Here is a 16,632-nt window from a genome sequence, read left to right as displayed (position 1 = left end):
CGGCAGCCTTGGCAGTCGAAAGGCGGCGTGGCGCCTTTGTTCAGTCCGACACCCGGTCCCGGCCGCCCCGCTTGGCGCGATAGAGGGCGGCGTCCGCCGCCTCCAGGGCGGCGGCGATGAATTGCTCGGCGCTGGCGCCGGGCATGGAGCGGTCGGGGCGAATGCTGAACACACCGGCGCTGATGCTGACCTTGCGCAGCGGCGAGCCACTGTGCGGGATGGCCAGATCGGACACGCATTGGCGCAGCCGCTCGGCTTGCGCCATGGCCTGGGCCAGGTCTACTTCAGGCAGCAGCACGGTGAACTCCTCGCCGCCCACGCGGGCCGGCAACTCACCGGCGCGGTTGAAGGTCTGCTGAATCATGCGGCTGACGGCCAGCAGGCATTGGTCGCCCTGGGCGTGGCCGTAGTTGTCGTTATAGCTTTTGAAGAAGTCCACATCGATGCTGATCAAGGCCAGCGTGCTGCCGTTGCGCATCGCGCGGCGGGTCTCTTCGAGCTTGAGTTCATCGAACCAGCGCCGATTCGCCAAGCCGGTGAGCGAGTCGGTGTTGGAGCGCTGTTCCAACTCCTGATGCAGGTGCTGCAAGGCCAGCTGATCCTGCCAATGGCGCATGATGTTGAACAACATGTCCGCTGTCATTCTGGCCAAGCGGTCGTCGCGCACGATCCATTTCATGGGCTGGGAGGACAGGGCTAGCAAGATTTGCGTGCTGCTGTCGCCTCGGTAGGCGCAGAACACCATGGCCTGCACGCCATGCTGCTGCATGGCCAGGGCGCGCTCGGGCTCGGACGCCGCGGGGCTTTCAAAACGCAAGACGCTCCAGCCTGCCGGCAACTCACCGAGCAGCCCGGCCAGCAGGGGCTCACCCGGGCTCATGCCGCTGATCTTGTCATGTGGCGCCAGCCAGGCGAAGCGGCAGCGGGCTGTTGCTTGGTCTTGGGCATGCTCGGCAATGACGAGGCTGCAATGGCTGCTGTGGCCGGATATATCGCGCAGGGTGGCGCTGACCATGGCGGGGTACTCATCCACGCTCAGATTCAGGAAGCGGCTGGCGTGGCGCGACATGGTCTCCAGATAGCGGGTGACTTCTTGCAAGTCGGAGGTGCGCCGGGCCACCGCCAGTTCCAGCTGCTCGGCGCGGCGTTCACGCTCCTTGACATAACTTTCAATGTCGACGCGCAGGGTGCGAAAACCGTCCACCACCACGTCCAGCTCGTCCCGGTGCGAGCGCGCTGAGCGCGCCAGCTGCAAGGGCGGCGGCGTTTTGTCCGGGGCCAGGCCGGCGGCAAATGTGGCTAGATCCTGCAGGGGCTGGCGCAATTCACGCCGCAACATCAGCAGGGTCAGGCCGCTGAAACCGAGCGAGAGTAGCAAGCCCACGGCGGCGACTCGCAGCATCACTCCCAACAACTGTTCGCGCAAAAAGCGCTGGTTGAAATCCAGATTCAACTGACCCAGGATGCGGCCGCTGCCGTCCGGTCCGGGGATCTCGAAATTGGCGTCGCCTAGGCGGCGTTGCTCATCTGCAGGCCGTGCGGGGCCGGCGAAGAAGAACTCGCCGGTGCTGAGATTCACGCGCGCGGTGCGCACCTGCGGCGTGTTCGCAATTTGCTGCAAGAGGTCTTGGACCGCAGCCGGCTCCACATCCCACAGGCTCTTGGCCAGCAACTTGAGGTGCAAATGGCTGACCTGGGCCACGGCCGCGTCAAAGTTGGCGCGTTCCTGGCGATAAACCTGTATCAGGCGCACCGCGCCAGCCAGCAAGGTTGCGGCAAGACAAAGCAAGAAGATGCGGCGCGTTAGATCGCCGGCCAGCGAGCGCATCGGTCGCCCGTCACTGGCGGCTTGAGACGCAGGGGCATTCATTTGCTCAGGCCAAGCCTCTACCGCAGGCCCTGCAGAAGCGGCGACTGTGGTGGGCTCGGCGGGCTCGGCGTTCATTTGAGCAATTGGTCGAAAGCGAAGTCGTACTGCCTGCGCGTCGGATTCAAGGCCTTGCTATAGGCCTTGAAGTCTACCGGCACTTGGCCTGCACCGAAGCGCTTGAGAAAGCGCTCGGCCATGGGTTTGTCGAATAGGACGAACATGGGCTTGCTGAGCTCCAGCCCCTCGGCGGCGAAGTCGTGGCCATGCTCATAGTCGTAAATCATCACCATGGCCCAGGCGCCGGCCATGAAGTGCCCGCCTGTCAGTGCAGCCAAGCGGCCGCTGATGACGGCCTGCATGGCCTCGTCCGAGGTGTTGATGCCCGAGAGCAGCACATCGCGCCCGGGCTTGCGGCCGGCTTGCTCCAGTGCCGTCATGGCGCCGAAAGCCATTTGGTCATTGGCGCTCCAGAACAGCTTGGCTTCGGGGTGGCGGCGCAGCAGCCAGCGCGTTTGCTCAAGCGCCTTGTCACGACGCCAGTCACCAAACACCTGCTGATCCAAGACCACATCGGGATGCTCGGCCAAGGCGCGGCGCAAGCCCAGATTGCGGTGCATGGAGGAGGGGGTGGAGCGGTCGCCAGCCAGGGCCAGCAGATGCAATTTGCCATCACTGCCTGCCAGGCCCAGGCGCCGGCCTTGAGTGATCAGGGCCTTAGCGGTCAGGTAGCCGGCATCGCTGGAGCGAGGCTCCAGCGAGCCGATCAGGCTGCTCAGTCCGGCGCGTGGTTCGCCAAATTCGGCCCGCTCCTCGTCCAGCAGTCCGCTGAAGGCGGCAAAGGACTTGATGCCGGCTCTTTCCAGAATGCGGGAGGCGCTGACCAGGGTCAGCTTGTCATTGGTGAGCAAAACATAGTCCGGTCGCTGCGCTTTGGGCCGGGCCGCAAGGCTGTGGGCAATCTCCAGCACCCGCAGATGGTCACGCTCGGCAAAGAACTGCTCGTGCTGAATGCCCAACTGCTTGGCGGCAGCGCGCACGGCATTACCTGCGGTGACCCAGTAGGCCTCGTCAGAGCGGCCGGGGTTGATGAAGAACACTGACAGGGCCAGGGCCTGTTGGCAGAACAGGGCAGCAACGGTCGCAACAAGGATTGCGATCAAAAATCTCATGGGGTCACTTTCCTCGATTGGCATCGATTGTGACGCGGACTGGTGCGCGTCCCCGGCTGGCGTCGGCCAGGAAGAATCCCCTGTCTCATTTTTGAGCCATCTCAAGCTGGCACAAGCTCCCGCTTGTGCTGCGCCGCCCAGTTTTGTGTTGGCTTGGTGTGCAAACCCGGTTTTAGCCTAGAGATGGCTGCTGTTTTGCCGAGCCTGCCCGGCTGGGCTGGCGCTGCTGTCCCTGGGCATCCCTGGGCGTTCCCAGTCGCGCCCAGGGTTTGCTTCACCGCTGGCTGGGCGTCAGCTCAGCACCACCAAGCCGGTGCTGCGGGTCAGCAGCTGCGCCAATTGGCCGCCGTCCACCAGCTTGAAGGCGTTTTCGATATCGGGCGCCAGGTAGTGATCGCTGGGCATGGGCGGGCAGCTCTGGCGCAGCAGGGCGTGCACCTCCTCCAGCGGCTGGGAGCTGGTGAGCGGGCGCAGGAACTCGATGCCTTGCGCGGCGGCCAGCAGCTCGATGCCGATGATGTGGCTGGTGTTGTCCAGCATGGGGCCAAGGCGGCGCGCGCCGAAGGTGGCCATGGAGACATGGTCTTCCTGATTGGCACTGGTGGGCAGGCTGTCCACACTGGCCGGGTGGGCCAGGCTCTTGTTCTCGCTGGCCAGGGCGGCAGCGGTGACGTGGGCGATCATGAAGCCCGAGTTCAGTCCGGCGTTCTCGGTCAGGAAGGGCGGCAGGCGCGAGACGCTGGTGTCGATCAGCATGGCGATGCGGCGTTCGGCAATGGCGCCCACCTCGGCGATGGCCACGGCCAGCGCATCGGCGGCCAGAGCCACCGGTTCGGCGTGGAAATTGCCGCCGGAAATCATTTGCGCCGTGCCGTCTTCATTGGCAAAGACCAGCGGGTTGTCGGTGACGGCATTGGCTTCGCGCAGCAGCACATCACGCACATAGCGGGACTGATCCAGGCAAGCGCCCATCACCTGCGGCTGGCAGCGCAGGCAGTAGGGGTCTTGCACCCGGTCGTCGCCAATCTCGTGCGAGTGGCGGATCTCACTGCCCACCAGCAACTGGCGGTAGGCGGCGGCGGCCTCGATCTGGCCGGGCTGGCCACGCACGGCGTGGATGCGCGGGTCGAAGGGGCCGTCGCTGCCGCGCGCCGCGTCCAGGCTCAGGGCGCCACTGACGATGGCGGAGGCGTACAAGCTCTCAAATCGCAGCAGTCCTTCCAGTGCCAAGGCGGTGGAGGTTTGCGTGCCGTTGATCAGCGCCAGGCCTTCCTTGGCCTGCAGCACCAGCGGGGCGATGCCGTGCTTTTGCAGCTCGGGCAGGGCGGGGACGCGCTTGCCGTCCACCAGCATTTCGCCTTCGCCCAGCAGAGCCAGGGTCATGTGAGACAGCGGTGCCAGGTCGCCCGAGGCGCCCACCGAGCCTTGTGCGGGCACATAGGGCACCAGGCCGGCGTTGAACACATCCAGCAGGCTTTGCACCACGGCTTCGCGCACGCCGGAGTGGCCGCGTGCCAGCGAGGCAGCCTTGGTCGCCAGCATCAGGCGCACGACGCCGGGCTGCAGCGGTGCGCCCACGCCCACGCAGTGCGAGCGGATCAGATTGAACTGCAGCGTGGCCAGGACTTCCTTGCTGATGCGGGTGCTGGCCAGCTTGCCGAAGCCGGTGTTGACGCCATAGACCGGGGCGTCGCCCGCCGCGGCGGCCTGCACCACGGCCGCGCTGCGGCGGATGATCTCGGTGGCGCTGGCGTGCAAGCTCAGCGTGACGCCGCCTTGGCGGATCTCGCGCAGCTGGGCGAGGGTGATGTGGCCGGGGGTGATTTCGATATTCATATCTGGGCTTGGTTCGGTTTACTTGTTCAGCATGGGCATGTTCAGACCGCGCTCACGCGCCGTGGTCTTGGCGATCTCGTAGCCCGCATCGGCATGGCGCATCACGCCGGTGCCGGGGTCGTTGTAGAGCACGCGCGAGAGCCGCTGGGCGGCGGCGTCCGTGCCATCGGCCACGATGACCACGCCGCTGTGCTGGCTGAAACCCATGCCCACGCCGCCGCCGTGGTGCAGGCTCACCCAGGTGGCGCCACCGGCGGTGTTCAGCAAGGCGTTGAGCAGCGGCCAGTCGGACACGGCGTCCGAGCCGTCCATCATGCTTTCGGTTTCGCGATTCGGGCTGGCGACCGAGCCGCTGTCCAGATGGTCGCGGCCGATGACGATGGGAGCCTTCAGTTCGCCGTTCTTGACCATCTCATTGAAGGCCAGGCCGGCGATGTGGCGCTCGCCCAGGCCCAGCCAGCAGATGCGTGCGGGCAGACCCTGGAAGGCGATGCGCTCGCGGGCCATGTCCAGCCAGCGGTGCACATGGGCGTGGTGGGGGAAGAGTTCCTTGATCTTGGCGTCGGTCTTGTAGATGTCTTCCGGGTCGCCAGACAGCGCCACCCAGCGGAAGGGGCCACGGCCTTCGCAGAACTGCGGGCGCACGTAAGCGGGCACGAAGCCGGGGAAGTCAAAAGCGTTCTTCACGCCTTGCTCCAGCGCCACCTGGCGGATGTTGTTGCCGTAATCCACGGTTGGGATGCCCATGGCTTGGAAGTCCAGCATGGCTTGCACGTGCACGGCGCAGCCGCGGGCGGCAGCGGCCTTCAACTCGGCGTGTTGTGACGAATCGGCAGCGGCGGCCTTCCATTGCGCCACCGTCCAGCCGGCGGGCAAATAGCCGTTGATCAGGTCGTGGGCGCTGGTCTGGTCGGTCACCAGATCGGGCTTGATGGCGGTGCCAGCCTTGGCGCGGCGCACCAGCTCCGGCAGGATCTCGGCCGCATTGCCCAGCAGGGCGATGGAGATGGCCTTGCCCTCGGCGGTGTACTTGGCAATGCGGGCCAGGGCGTCGTCCAGATCCGTGGCTTGCTCGTCCACATAGCGGGTCTTCAAGCGGAAGTCGATGCGCGATTGCTGGCATTCGATGTTCAGCGAGCAAGCGCCGGCAAACGTGGCTGCCAGCGGCTGGGCGCCGCCCATGCCGCCCAGGCCGGCGGTCAGCACCCACTTGCCTTGCAGGGAGCCGCCGTAATGCTGGCGGCCGGCTTCGGCGAATGTCTCGTAGGTGCCTTGCACGATGCCTTGCGTGCCGATGTAAATCCAGCTGCCGGCCGTCATCTGGCCGTACATCATCAGGCCCTTGCGGTCCAACTCGTTGAAGTGTTCCCAGTTGGCCCAGTGCGGCACGAGGTTGGAGTTGGCGATCAGCACCCGCGGCGCTTCGGTGTGGGTCTTGAACACGCCGACCGGCTTGCCCGACTGCACCAGCAGGGTCTCATCGGCCTCCAGCTTCTTGAGCGACTCAAGAATGGCTTCGAAACAGTCCCAGTTGCGGGCAGCCTTGCCAATGCCGCCGTAGACCACCAGGGCGTCGGGATTCTCCGCGACCACCGGGTCCAGATTGTTCTGGATCATGCGGAAGGCGGCCTCGGTCAGCCAGTTCTTGCAGCTGAGGGTGGTGCCGGTGGGGGCGCGGACGGTGCGGGGCTGTGCGGACATGAAAGTCTCCGGGCGGGTTGGCGGAAGGAATGTGGCGAACTCTAGTTGTCTATACAAGTATAGTCAAGTACGATTCAGCACATGACCCAAACCAGCTTGTCCAGCCGACCTGAGCCTCAATACCTCAAGGTGAAAAACCATTTGCGCGAGCGAATCGCCTCCGGCCATTGGGTGGCGGGGGATTTGCTGCCCTCGGAGGCCGAGCTGGTGGTGCAGTTCGAGGTCAGCCGCATGACGGTCAACCGCGCCCTGCGTGAACTCACCCAAGAGGGCCTGGTCGAGCGCTTGCAAGGCGTGGGCACTTTTGTGGCCCAGCTGCACCGCATCTCCAGCACGCTGACGGTGCACGATGTGCACGATGAAATCATCAAGCGCGGCCATCGTCATGAAGCCCAAGTGCATCTGCTGGAGCAGGTGCGGGCCACGGCGGCGCAGGCGCAGGAGTTCGGGCTCAAAACGGGTGCCAAGCTGTTTCACAGCGTGATCGTGCATCTGGAAGATGGCCTGCCGATTCAGTGCGAAGACCGCTGGGTCAACCCGGCTTGCGCGCCGGACTATCTGACCCTGGACTTCAGCCTCAGCACGCCCACCAACTATTTGCTGGAGGTGGCGCCCCTGTCCGAGGCGCGCTATTCCATCGAGGCCTTGCTGCCAACGGCCGAGGAAGCCAAACTCTTGCGACTGAGCAAGGATCAGCCCTGTCTGGTGGTCAAGCGCCGCACCTTCAGCCGTGGGCAAACGGTGACCGTGGTGCGCCTGACCCACCCGGGCTCGCTTTACATCTTGGAAGGGAGTTTTCAAGCATGAGCTGGAGCATCATCAGCGCCGCCGATGTGGCGCCCCAAGCCTGGCGCAACGGCGGTGGCCGCACCCGCGAGTTGCTGGCCTGGCCGCATAGCAACGACTGGCTGCTGCGCATCAGCGTGGCCGATATCGAGACCGACGGCCCGTTCTCTAAATTCGAAGGCGTGGACCGCTGGTTCGCGGTGCTGGACGGCGCAGGCGTGTGCTTGTTCGGCCACGAATTGCGGGCGGGTGAGCCGCTCTTGCAGTTCGATGGCGCTGCGGCGCCCGAATGTAGCTTGATCGACGGGGTGACGCGCGATTTCAATTTGATGCATCGGCGCGGCAAGGGCCGCTTGCGGGTGCAGCCGGCCGGCACCGCCTTGGCGCCGGTGAGTGCGCGTTGGGTCGGCCTGTTTACCGCCGCGGGCGGCGCGCTGAGCCATGGCGGCCGGGCCATGCCGCTGGCCGCTTTGAGCCTGGCCTGGTGTGAGGCGCCGAGTTTGCAAACCTGCACGTTTGAAGGCAACGGTTCGGCCTGGTGGATGAGCTGGCATGAGGACGCTGAATGATGAAGTTATGGACCAACGCTCACCTAGCTACCCTGGCCGGTGCGCAGCCCTGGGGCTGGATTGAGCAAGGCGCGCTGATCACCCAAGGCGCGCACATCGTCTGGGTCGGCGAAGCGGATCAAGTCCCTGCGGAGTTGCGTGGCCAAATCACGGCCAGCTATGACCTCGCCGGCGCTGTGATCACGCCCGGCCTGATCGATTGCCACACCCATCTGGTTTACGGCGGCTTGCGGGCCAAGGAATTCGAGCAGCGCTTGCAAGGGGCGAGCTACGAAGAGATTGCCCGCGCCGGTGGTGGCATACGCTCTACCGTGTCTGCGACCCGCGCTGCCAGCGAGGATGAGTTGTTCGAGGCCGCTGCTGGGCGCTTGCGCCACTTGCTGGCCGAGGGCGTTACCAGCATCGAGATCAAGTCCGGCTACGGCCTGAGCCTGGCGGCGGAGCGCGCCAGCCTGCGCGTGGCGCGGCGCCTGGGCGAGCATTTTGATGTGACGGTGCGCACCAGCTATCTGGCGGCGCACGCCTTGCCGCCGGAGTTTGCGGGCCGCCAGGATGACTACGTCAGCGCCCTGTGCGATTGGATGGCGCAACTGCATGCGGAAGGCCTGATCGACGCGGTGGACGCCTTCTGCGAGGGCATAGGGTTCACGCCCGCGCAGACGCGTCGGGTGTTCGAGGCGGCGCATCGCCTGGGCCTGCCGGTCAAGCTGCATGCCGAGCAGCTGAGCGACCAGGGCGGCACCCAGCTGGCCTGCGAATTTGCAGCCCTGTCTTGCGACCATCTGGAATACCTCAGCCCCGCCGGCATTGCCGCCATGGCGGCCAGCGGCTGTGTGGCCACCTTGCTGCCCGGCGCCTATTACTTTTTGCGTGAGACCAAGTTGCCGCCGGTGCAGGCTTTGCGCGAGGCGGGGGTGAGCATCGCCATCTCCACCGACCACAACCCCGGCACCTCACCCACGCTGTCCTTGCTGCTGATGCTGAATATGGCCTGCACCTTGTTCCGCCTGACGCCGGAAGAGGCTTTGCGCGGCGTGACGGTGAACGCGGCCAAGTCCCTGGGCCTGGCGGACCGTGGCCAATTGCTGGCCGGGCAGCGCGCCGATTTTTGTGTTTGGGATGTCCAGCATCCCAATGAACTGGCTTACTTTTTCGGCCGTAACCCGTTGCGTCAAGTGGTGCAGGGCGGCCAACTTCGCGGAGAGGCGTTTTGATGAGCAGCGCGGTATTTCGGTTAACGCAGGGCAACACGCCTCTTTTGATCAGCATGCCCCATGTGGGCAGCGAGATTCCCACCGATCAGCAGCGGCGTTATGTGCCCCGCGCCCTGGACAGCGAAGACACCGACTGGCATCTGGAGCGGCTTTACGGCGAGATCGCCCAGGCCCTGGGCGCCAGCCTGATCGTGCCGCGCTTTTCGCGCTATCTGATCGACCTGAACCGCCCGCCGGAGGACACGCCGATGTATCCGGGTGCGTCCAACACCGAGCTGTGCCCGACGCGATTTTTCACCGGCGAAGCGCTTTACCGCGATGGCATGGCGCCCGACGCCAAGGAAAAGCGCCGCCGCCGCGAGACTTATTGGATGCCCTACCACCAGGCCTTGCAGGCCGAGTTGGATCACATCAAGGCGCGCCACGGCTATGCGCTGCTGTTTGATGCGCACAGCATTCGCTCCGAGCTGCCCTGGTTGTTCGAGGGCCGTTTGCCCGACCTGAATCTGGGCACAGCGGACGGCGCCGCCTGCGAGGCAGGCTTGCAGCAGGCCGTGGCTGAGGTGCAAGCCGCGCAGGCGCAGTACACCCAGGTCGTCAATGGCCGTTTCAAGGGCGGCTACATCACCCGCCACTACGGCCAGCCCGCGCGCCAGCAGCATGCGGTGCAGCTGGAAATGTGCCAGCGCTGCTATATGGAGGAATGGGCGCCCTATGGCTATGACGCAGCCCTGGCCGCCCAGGTTCAGCCCTTGCTGCAAGGCCTGCTGAAGGCCATGTTGACCTGGCAGCCCGCCGCATGAGCGCCGCGTTGTATTGGGCCGCCTGGGCCTGGGTGGAGGGGCGCTGGCAAGCCGATGTGCTGCTCAGCGTGGGGGCCGATGGTCATTGGCAAGACATTCGTGTCGGCCAGCCTCAGCCTGCGGACGCGATGCGGCTGAGCGGCCCGGTGATGCCCAGCTTGGTGGACACGCATAGCCATGCTTTCCAGCGTGCCTTTGCCGGCCTGGCCGAACGGCGCGAGGCGGGGGATGATGATTTCTGGTCCTGGCGCGACCGCATGTACGGCCTGGCCCTCAAGCTCAGCCCCGAACAATTGCGCGCCGTGGCGGCCCAGCTCTACCAGGAACTGCTGGCCGGCGGCTACACCCAGGTGTGCGAGTTCCATTACCTGCAGCACGCCCCGGATGGCCGCGCCTATCCCGATGAACTGGCCATGAGCTGGGCCCTGGCTGATGCGGCTGCAGAGGTGGGTATCGGTTTGACGCTGTTGCCGGTGCTGTACGCCCGCTCGGGCTTTGGCCAGCCCGGCTTGCGCGAGGACCAGCGCCGCTTCAAGACCGACGCGGCCTGGGTCTGGGCTGCCAGCCAGCGCATCAATGCCGCCCAGCGGCCCTTGCTGAATGCCGGCGTGGCCCTGCATTCGCTGCGCGCGGCCAATGTCGACGATATTCAGGCGCTGCAGGCGCTGGTGGGCGAGACCGACATCCCCATCCACATCCACATCAGTGAGCAGCAGCAGGAGGTGCGCGACTGCTTGGCCGCCACCGGCCAGCGGCCGATGCAGTGGTTGTGCAGCCAATTCAAGCCTGATGTGCGCTGGCATCTGGTGCATGCCACCCACAGCACCCGAGACGAAATCGCCCAAGTGGCGGCAAGCGGCGCCAGCGTGGTGATCTGCCCCGGCACCGAGGGCAATTTGGGTGACGGCTTGATTGATCTGCCGGGCTGGCTGGCAGCCGAGGTGCCGATCAGCATTGGCTCAGACAGCCATGTCACTCGTAACTGGGTGGAAGAGCTGCGCTGGCTGGAGTATGGCCAGCGCCTGGGTCTGCAGCAGCGCAATGTGGCGGCCGCGCCGGGCCGCCAGCCCAGCACGGCGGCGCGTCTGTTTGAAGCCGCGTGCCAGGGCAGCGCTGCGCCGGCTGGCTTCAAGCAATGGGGTTTGCTGCCCGGCGCACGGGCCGATTTTCTGGTGCTGGACACGGCGGCCAGCGGCCTGGCCGGCTTGCCCCCAGCGGCGCTGTTGGATGGCTTGCTTTTCGCCTCCCAGGGCCAGGTCTTGCGCGAGGTCTATGTGGCCGGCCGCTTGCGCCTGCAGCCAGGTGGCACCACTGGGCAGTCCACCCAGGATGAGGTTCGCGCGCGCTTCGTGGCGGCCATGGAGGCGCTGGTCTAGGCGAATGCCTGGGCGCGGCGTCAGCAAAAGGCAAGGTCTGACACTCCTTGCCCGGCATGTTGCGATTTGGCCTAATTGCGCGTGACTTCTTGCGCTTTTGTGCGAGCAGCGTATCGCATATATTGGGGGGACCCAGGTGGGCCGTCGCCCCAGGAGCCAACGATGCTGAATCTGCAGGATTTCACGGTTCGCGCCCGCTTGTATGCCTTGGCCGCCATATCGATGGGCCTATTGCTTTTAGTCGGGGGCATGGGCTTGTACAGCCTGAGTCAGTCCACCGCTGCGTTTCAGCATTTTGTCGATAACGACAACCAGTCCTTGGTGCATGTGTCGGTCTTGCGGGCCGAAGCTGGCAATTTGCGCCGCTATGAAAAAGACATGCTGATCAATCTGGCCGATGCGGCTGCGGTGGAAAAGTACCGCAGCGATTGGATGAAAGCGTATGAGCGATTTCTCAAGGCGGAGCAGCAGCTCACCAAGTTGGATATCCCACCGGTAGAGAAGGAGCTGAACAAGTCCATCGAAGAAGGCTTGGCCAAGTACAAGTCCGAGATGGAAGTCTTCATGGGCAAGCTGCGCGACAACGCATTCCAAGATCCAGCCGAAGCGAATAAGGCGCTGGGCGATGCCAAGAAAGCCGTGCGTCCCTTGGAGGAAAAGCTCGCTGAACTGGTGGCGGCCATCGACAAAGACTCGGAGGCCGGGGTTGCTGATATTGCCGCCCATGAGCGCCGCATTCGCACGAGTTTGCAGCTCATTCTGGTCGGCAGCCTGATCTTGATTTGCTTCTATACCTTCTTCAACATTCGCTCGATCTTGCAACCTTTGAGCGAGCTTCAACAGTCGGCCGTGCGAATCGCCGGGCAGGATCTGAGTGAAGAAATCAATCCTCGCGGCAAGAGTGAAACGGGGGACCTGATGCGTGGCGTCAAGGCCATGCAAGATTCCTTGCGCCATGTGGTGGGCAATGTGCGCGGCGCGACCGACAGCATCGCCACGGCGGCCGCCGAGGTGGCCGCCGGCGGTCATGACCTCAGCCACCGTACCGAACAAGCGGCCTCCAATCTGGAGCAGACCGCGGCGGCCATGGAACAGCTGACCGCCAGCGTCAAACATAACGCCGACTCGGCCCGGCAGGCCAATCAGCTGGCTGCTGAGGCGGCCGGAGTGGCCGAGCGCGGCGGCGCGGTGGTGGGCGAAGTGGTCAGCACCATGAGCCGCATCAGCACCTCCTCCAACAAGATCAGCGACATCATCTCCACCATCGACGGCATCGCCTTTCAGACCAATATCCTGGCGCTGAATGCGGCCGTGGAAGCCGCTCGCGCGGGCGAGCAAGGGCGGGGATTCGCCGTGGTGGCCAGCGAAGTGCGCTCGCTGGCGCAGCGCTCGGCCGAAGCGGCCAAAGAGATTAAGGGCTTGATCACCGCCAGCAGCGAAAGCGTGGAGGCCGGCGCGGCCCTGGTGGAACGCGCCGGGGGCACCATGCAGGAGGTGATTGCCTCGATTAGCCGGGTCAGCAATATCGTGGCCGAGATCAGCCATTCGACCGCAGAGCAGAGCACCGGCATTGGCCAGATCGGCCAGGCCATCAGCCAGCTCGACACCATGACGCAGCAAAACGCGGCCTTGGTGGAACAGTCCGCCGCGGCCGCGCAAAGCCTGCAGAGCCAGGCCGATGAGTTGGCCAAATCGGTGGCGGTGTTCAAGCTGGCTTGAAGCGGCGTGAAGCCGTTTGCTGCCGCTTGATGTCGCGTGAGGCTGCCGCCGAGTTGCGCCCGGCTGGCTGAACCTAGCGCATCCCTGCCGTCAGCGCCGCCCTGGCCCGCACCGCGCCCACATGCACGCCTTGCCAATTGTGCAAAGCCATGTCGGCATAGCGGGCCAGCAGGGCAGAGGCCTCCGCGCCCGGTGTGGGTAGCAGGGCCTGTGCGATGGCCGCCATGGCGCATTCAGCCGCCCGGACCTGGCCGTCGTCGATCTTCAAGGCCAGGCCCAGACCCAGCTCGGGCAAGCTGGCGCAGTAGACGCCTTCCGCGCCGACCTTGCAGAACAGGCGCTCACCCAAGGCCTGCATCAGCACGGTGTCCAAGCGCTCGCTGCCGGCCACAAAGAATGGCGCAGCCGCCACCGCCTGGCGCAAGCGTTTGGCGGCGGCTGCACGGCCCGCGCTGAGGCCCTGGCCGGTACCCAGGCGTGCAAAGCCCAGCGCCAAATTGCGCAGCGGGATGCCGTAGGTGGGGATGGAGCAGCCGTCGGTGCCGCGCGGTGCCTGGCTCAAATCGCAATCGGTGGCGGCGGCCAGTGCCGCGCTAACTTCGCGCATCAAGGCGTGCTCGGGCGCGATATAGCCGCGCACAAACTCTGCGGGTTCATGGCCTTGCGCCAGCGCCATCTGGCAGGCCACGCAAACAAAGCCTGCATGTTTGCCCGAGCAGTTGTTGTGCAGGGCGCTGGCTGTTTCTCCGCGCGCCAACATGCCGCGCAACACCGGCTCGCGGCTGGGCCAGTGGCTGCCGCATTCCAACGCGCGCTCGTCCAAGCCCAGCTTGGTCAGCATGCCGAGTGAGGTGGCAACATGGGCCGGCTCACCGCTGTGTGAGGCGCAGGCGATGGCCAGCTCCGCATCCGTCAGCGCAAAGCGATCGGCCGCGCCGCTCTCCACCAAGGGCAGGGCTTGCAAGGCTTTGACCGCCGAGCGGGGGAAGATCGGCCGCTCAATATCGCCGAGCGCCCGCACTAAGCGGCCATCGGCGTCCACGATGGCCAGGGAGCCGCTGTGGCTGGACTCCACATGCGCGCCGCGCAGCACTTCAACCAGGATGGGGTGGCTCATTGTTTCGAGCTCGCTGACGTTGAGGAGGTCACATCACTGCGCACGAATTGGCGCAACTCGCTGGCCATGCGGGCCAGTGATGGGGGATGGATGTACATCATGTGGCCGGCCTCGAAATAGCTGACCTGCACGTTGTCTGTCAGCGGTGCGCGCAGGCCCAGGTGGGAAAGCGTGTAGTCACCCGCCGCATGTGGCGTGGCCAGGTCGAAATAGCCACTGGCCACATAGACCCGCATATCCGGGCAGGCGTGCATGGCGCGGCGAAGGCTGTCGCCAACGTTGACGTATTTGTTCTCGAAGCCCTTCCAGGTCCAGCTCTTCCATAGCGGGGCGATGACGGTGTAGGGTGAGTCGTTCTTGTAGCCCAGGGTCTCGTGCAGCAGGCGGTTGATGCCGACTGCGTAGGCGCCGACCAGATTGTTCATGCCCGCATCGTCCTCGGGCTGCTCGCCGGCATCGTCGCGGTCCAGGCCCAGGAAGCGGCTGTCCAGGCGGCCCACGGTCTGGCCCCGGTCGCGCAGCAACTCCTTGAAAAAACGGAACTCGTTCGGCCGCAGGTCGCAGCGCAGCACATAGGCTTTGCTCAAGCCGGTGAGCTGGGCGAGGCGCTCGGCAATCTGCTCGCGCCGCTCCGGGTTCAGGCGTGAGCCCTGCATCAGGGCGAGCAGATAGTCGGTGTTTGCAAAGGTCTCGGCCTCGGCCACTACGGCCTTCAGCGGCTTCTTCTGCATGGCCGTTGACAGCGCGTGGTGGTACCAGGCGGTGGCCGCGTAAGTGGGCAGGTAGAGCGGGTAGGGCAGCTCATTGCCGTGGTCGAAGCTGAGGGTTTGGAAGTCCACCGCCATCGACACCAGCATCAAGCCGTTGACGTGGATGTTGTGCTTGTCTTGCAGATGGCGCGACAGCCCTGCCGCGCGCGTGGTGCCGTAGCTTTCACCGATCAGGTATTTGGGGCTGGACCAGCGCCCATGGCGGGTGAGGTAGAGGCGGATGAATTCGCCCACGGCGTCGAGGTCGCGCTGGTAGTCGTGGAACTCGGCCATCTTCTCGCCCTCGGCGACACGCGAGTGGCCGGTGCCCACGGGGTCGATGAAGACGAGGTCGGAGTCTGTCAGGAGCGTGAACTCGTTGTCCGTCAGCGCATAGGGCGGCGTGCCGCATTGGCCCATCGAATCGGTGGGCACGCGCTTGGGCCCCAGCAGGCCCAGGTGCAACCAGACGCTGGACGAGCCCGGCCCGCCGTTGAAGCTGAAGGTGATGGGTCGCGGCTGCGCAGGCTTCTTGGCTGCGCTTGTCGTGTTTGCTGTCTTCGGCGTTTTGAGTGTGTAGGCGATGAAGAAGATGCTGGCGCGTGCCTTCTCGCCCTTGGACTGGCCCTTGCCTTCGGGCTCACTGGAATCGGGCTCGCGCAAGACCACCGTGCCACAAGTGGCTTGGTAGTTGAGGGTGGTCTTGCCGATGCTCAGCTTGTGTTCGGTGGTGACCAGTCGCTCGACGGGGAGCTCGGGGCTGGGGGGCTCACGCCGGTGCTTGTCCGTCTCGGCCGGGGTGTCTTTGTCTGCCATGCGCGGTCTCCGATTTTGTTCAAAGCTACATTGCTGAGCATGCACTCTAGCGCGACAAAACAAAGTACGCCTCACTCGTCCCCAACACCGATCATTGGGGTGGATTTCAGCAGCGCGCCCAGCCGGCGCAAACCCATCGTGATGGCGCAAGGCCATTTGCCTCAGCAGGGTCAGGTCTTGCGCCTGGACGGGCTGCGCAGTTTCGACAGCCTGGGCGAGTTCGGTGAATTTCTGGCCCAGCCCGGGACGTGGGTGGGTGGCTTCGATTTGCCCTTTGGCTTGCCTCGGGAACTCGTCGAGCATTTGGGCTGGCCGCAGGATTGGCTGGGCTTGATGCGCCACTACACCCAGCTGCCGCGCGAGGACATCCGCGGCCTGTTCGCGGCCTTCTGCGCGGCCCGGCCGGTGGGGGGCAAATTCGCCCACCGCGCTTGTGATGGCCCGGCGGGTTCATCCCCCAGCATGAAGTGGGTCAACCCGCCGGTGGCTTTCATGCTGCACGCCGGGGTGCCCCTGCTTCTGCAGGCGGGTGTTTCCTTGCCGGGTCTGCATGCCGGCGATTCCACTCGGCAGGCTTTGGAGGCTTATCCCGGCCTGCTGGCGCGTGAGATTCTCGGGCGGCGCAGCTACAAAAGCGATGACAAGCTCAAACAAACACCAGAGCGCCTGATTGCCCGCAAGGATTTGATTGAGGCGCTGGAACAAGGCCGCAGCCGCTTGGGGCTACGCCTGAAGCTCAGCCACGCTCAGCGCGATGCCTTGATTGATGATGCCAGCGGTGACCGCTTGGATGCGGTGTTATGCCTGCTGCAGGCGGCCTGGGCGAGCAGGCAGGCGAACTTTGGTTTGCCGGCTGGAATGGATCCCTTGGAGGGATGGATCGTCAGCGCTTGAAGACTTGCGCCTG

13 protein-coding genes are annotated in these 16,632 nt (G+C 65.0%); 7 read left to right on the top strand and 6 right to left on the bottom strand.

What is annotated here, in order from left to right:
* Positions 1 to 40: 40 nt before the first annotated feature.
* The 4 genes from AABB87_RS19705 to hutU all read right to left on the bottom strand — a co-directional run bounded on the left by AABB87_RS19705 (position 41) and on the right by hutU (position 6,576).
* Positions 41 to 1,945: a GGDEF domain-containing protein gene (locus AABB87_RS19705; RefSeq protein ID WP_341972997.1), complete on the bottom strand. Its 1,905-nt coding sequence runs from the start codon at positions 1,943 to 1,945 to the stop codon at positions 41 to 43.
* Positions 1,942 to 3,039: an ABC transporter substrate-binding protein gene (locus AABB87_RS19700; RefSeq protein ID WP_341972996.1), complete on the bottom strand. Its 1,098-nt coding sequence runs from the start codon at positions 3,037 to 3,039 to the stop codon at positions 1,942 to 1,944. The genes AABB87_RS19705 and AABB87_RS19700 overlap by 4 nt, the downstream gene beginning before the upstream one ends.
* A gap of 291 nt (positions 3,040 to 3,330) precedes the next feature.
* Complete coding sequence (hutH, locus tag AABB87_RS19695; protein WP_341972995.1) at positions 3,331 to 4,875, bottom strand: histidine ammonia-lyase; 1,545 nt, start codon at positions 4,873 to 4,875, stop codon at positions 3,331 to 3,333.
* Positions 4,876 to 4,893: 18 nt separating this feature from the next.
* The gene (gene hutU / locus AABB87_RS19690; protein WP_341972994.1) at positions 4,894 to 6,576 is read right to left on the bottom strand and encodes a urocanate hydratase; all 1,683 of its coding nucleotides are present in this window, start codon (positions 6,574 to 6,576) and stop codon (positions 4,894 to 4,896) included.
* Positions 6,577 to 6,657: 81 nt separating this feature from the next.
* On the opposite strand from hutU, the gene hutC reads away from it, so the two are divergent.
* From hutC to AABB87_RS19660, 6 genes are all read left to right on the top strand, one after another.
* Positions 6,658 to 7,383 (top strand): histidine utilization repressor, encoded by a 726-nt coding sequence (gene hutC, locus AABB87_RS19685; protein ID WP_341972992.1) that lies wholly within the window; start codon positions 6,658 to 6,660, stop codon positions 7,381 to 7,383.
* Positions 7,380 to 7,931 carry a HutD/Ves family protein gene (locus tag AABB87_RS19680; protein WP_341972991.1) on the top strand — a complete coding sequence of 184 codons (552 nt, stop codon included), beginning with the start codon at positions 7,380 to 7,382 and terminating at the stop codon, positions 7,929 to 7,931. Before hutC ends, AABB87_RS19680 begins: the two co-directional genes overlap by 4 nt.
* Entirely contained in the window at positions 7,928 to 9,145 is a 1,218-nt protein-coding gene (gene hutI, locus AABB87_RS19675) for an imidazolonepropionase (RefSeq protein ID WP_341972990.1), read from the top strand. The genes AABB87_RS19680 and hutI overlap by 4 nt, the downstream gene beginning before the upstream one ends.
* Positions 9,145 to 9,948, top strand: coding sequence for an N-formylglutamate deformylase (gene hutG / locus AABB87_RS19670; RefSeq protein ID WP_341972989.1), 804 nt, complete (start codon positions 9,145 to 9,147; stop codon positions 9,946 to 9,948). The genes hutI and hutG overlap by 1 nt, the downstream gene beginning before the upstream one ends.
* Positions 9,945 to 11,324 (top strand): formimidoylglutamate deiminase, encoded by a 1,380-nt coding sequence (hutF, locus tag AABB87_RS19665; RefSeq protein WP_341972988.1) that lies wholly within the window; start codon positions 9,945 to 9,947, stop codon positions 11,322 to 11,324. Before hutG ends, hutF begins: the two co-directional genes overlap by 4 nt.
* A gap of 162 nt (positions 11,325 to 11,486) precedes the next feature.
* The gene (locus AABB87_RS19660; RefSeq protein WP_341972987.1) at positions 11,487 to 13,043 is read left to right on the top strand and encodes a methyl-accepting chemotaxis protein; all 1,557 of its coding nucleotides are present in this window, start codon (positions 11,487 to 11,489) and stop codon (positions 13,041 to 13,043) included.
* A gap of 73 nt (positions 13,044 to 13,116) precedes the next feature.
* Here the strand turns inward: AABB87_RS19660 and AABB87_RS19655 are convergent, their stop codons facing one another.
* Together AABB87_RS19655 and AABB87_RS19650 are read right to left on the bottom strand one after the other, a co-directional pair.
* On the bottom strand, positions 13,117 to 14,160 hold the full coding sequence (locus tag AABB87_RS19655) for an asparaginase (RefSeq protein WP_341972986.1): 1,044 nt from the start codon (positions 14,158 to 14,160) through the stop codon (positions 13,117 to 13,119).
* Positions 14,157 to 15,725, bottom strand: coding sequence for a S10 family peptidase (locus AABB87_RS19650; RefSeq protein WP_341972985.1), 1,569 nt, complete (start codon positions 15,723 to 15,725; stop codon positions 14,157 to 14,159). The genes AABB87_RS19655 and AABB87_RS19650 overlap by 4 nt, the downstream gene beginning before the upstream one ends.
* Before the next feature lie 39 nt (positions 15,726 to 15,764).
* Here AABB87_RS19650 and AABB87_RS19645 point away from each other — a divergent pair, with 39 nt between their 5' ends.
* Positions 15,765 to 16,619 (top strand): DUF429 domain-containing protein, encoded by an 855-nt coding sequence (locus AABB87_RS19645; protein ID WP_341972984.1) that lies wholly within the window; start codon positions 15,765 to 15,767, stop codon positions 16,617 to 16,619.
* Positions 16,620 to 16,632 lie beyond the last annotated feature (13 nt).

Origin of the sequence: Roseateles sp. PN1 (genome assembly GCF_038419725.1) — a bacterium.
GTDB lineage: Bacteria > Pseudomonadota > Gammaproteobacteria > Burkholderiales > Burkholderiaceae_C > Paucibacter_A.
The sequence above is the reverse complement of the archived record's forward strand: the minus strand, read 5'-3'. Positions and strand labels throughout refer to the sequence as shown.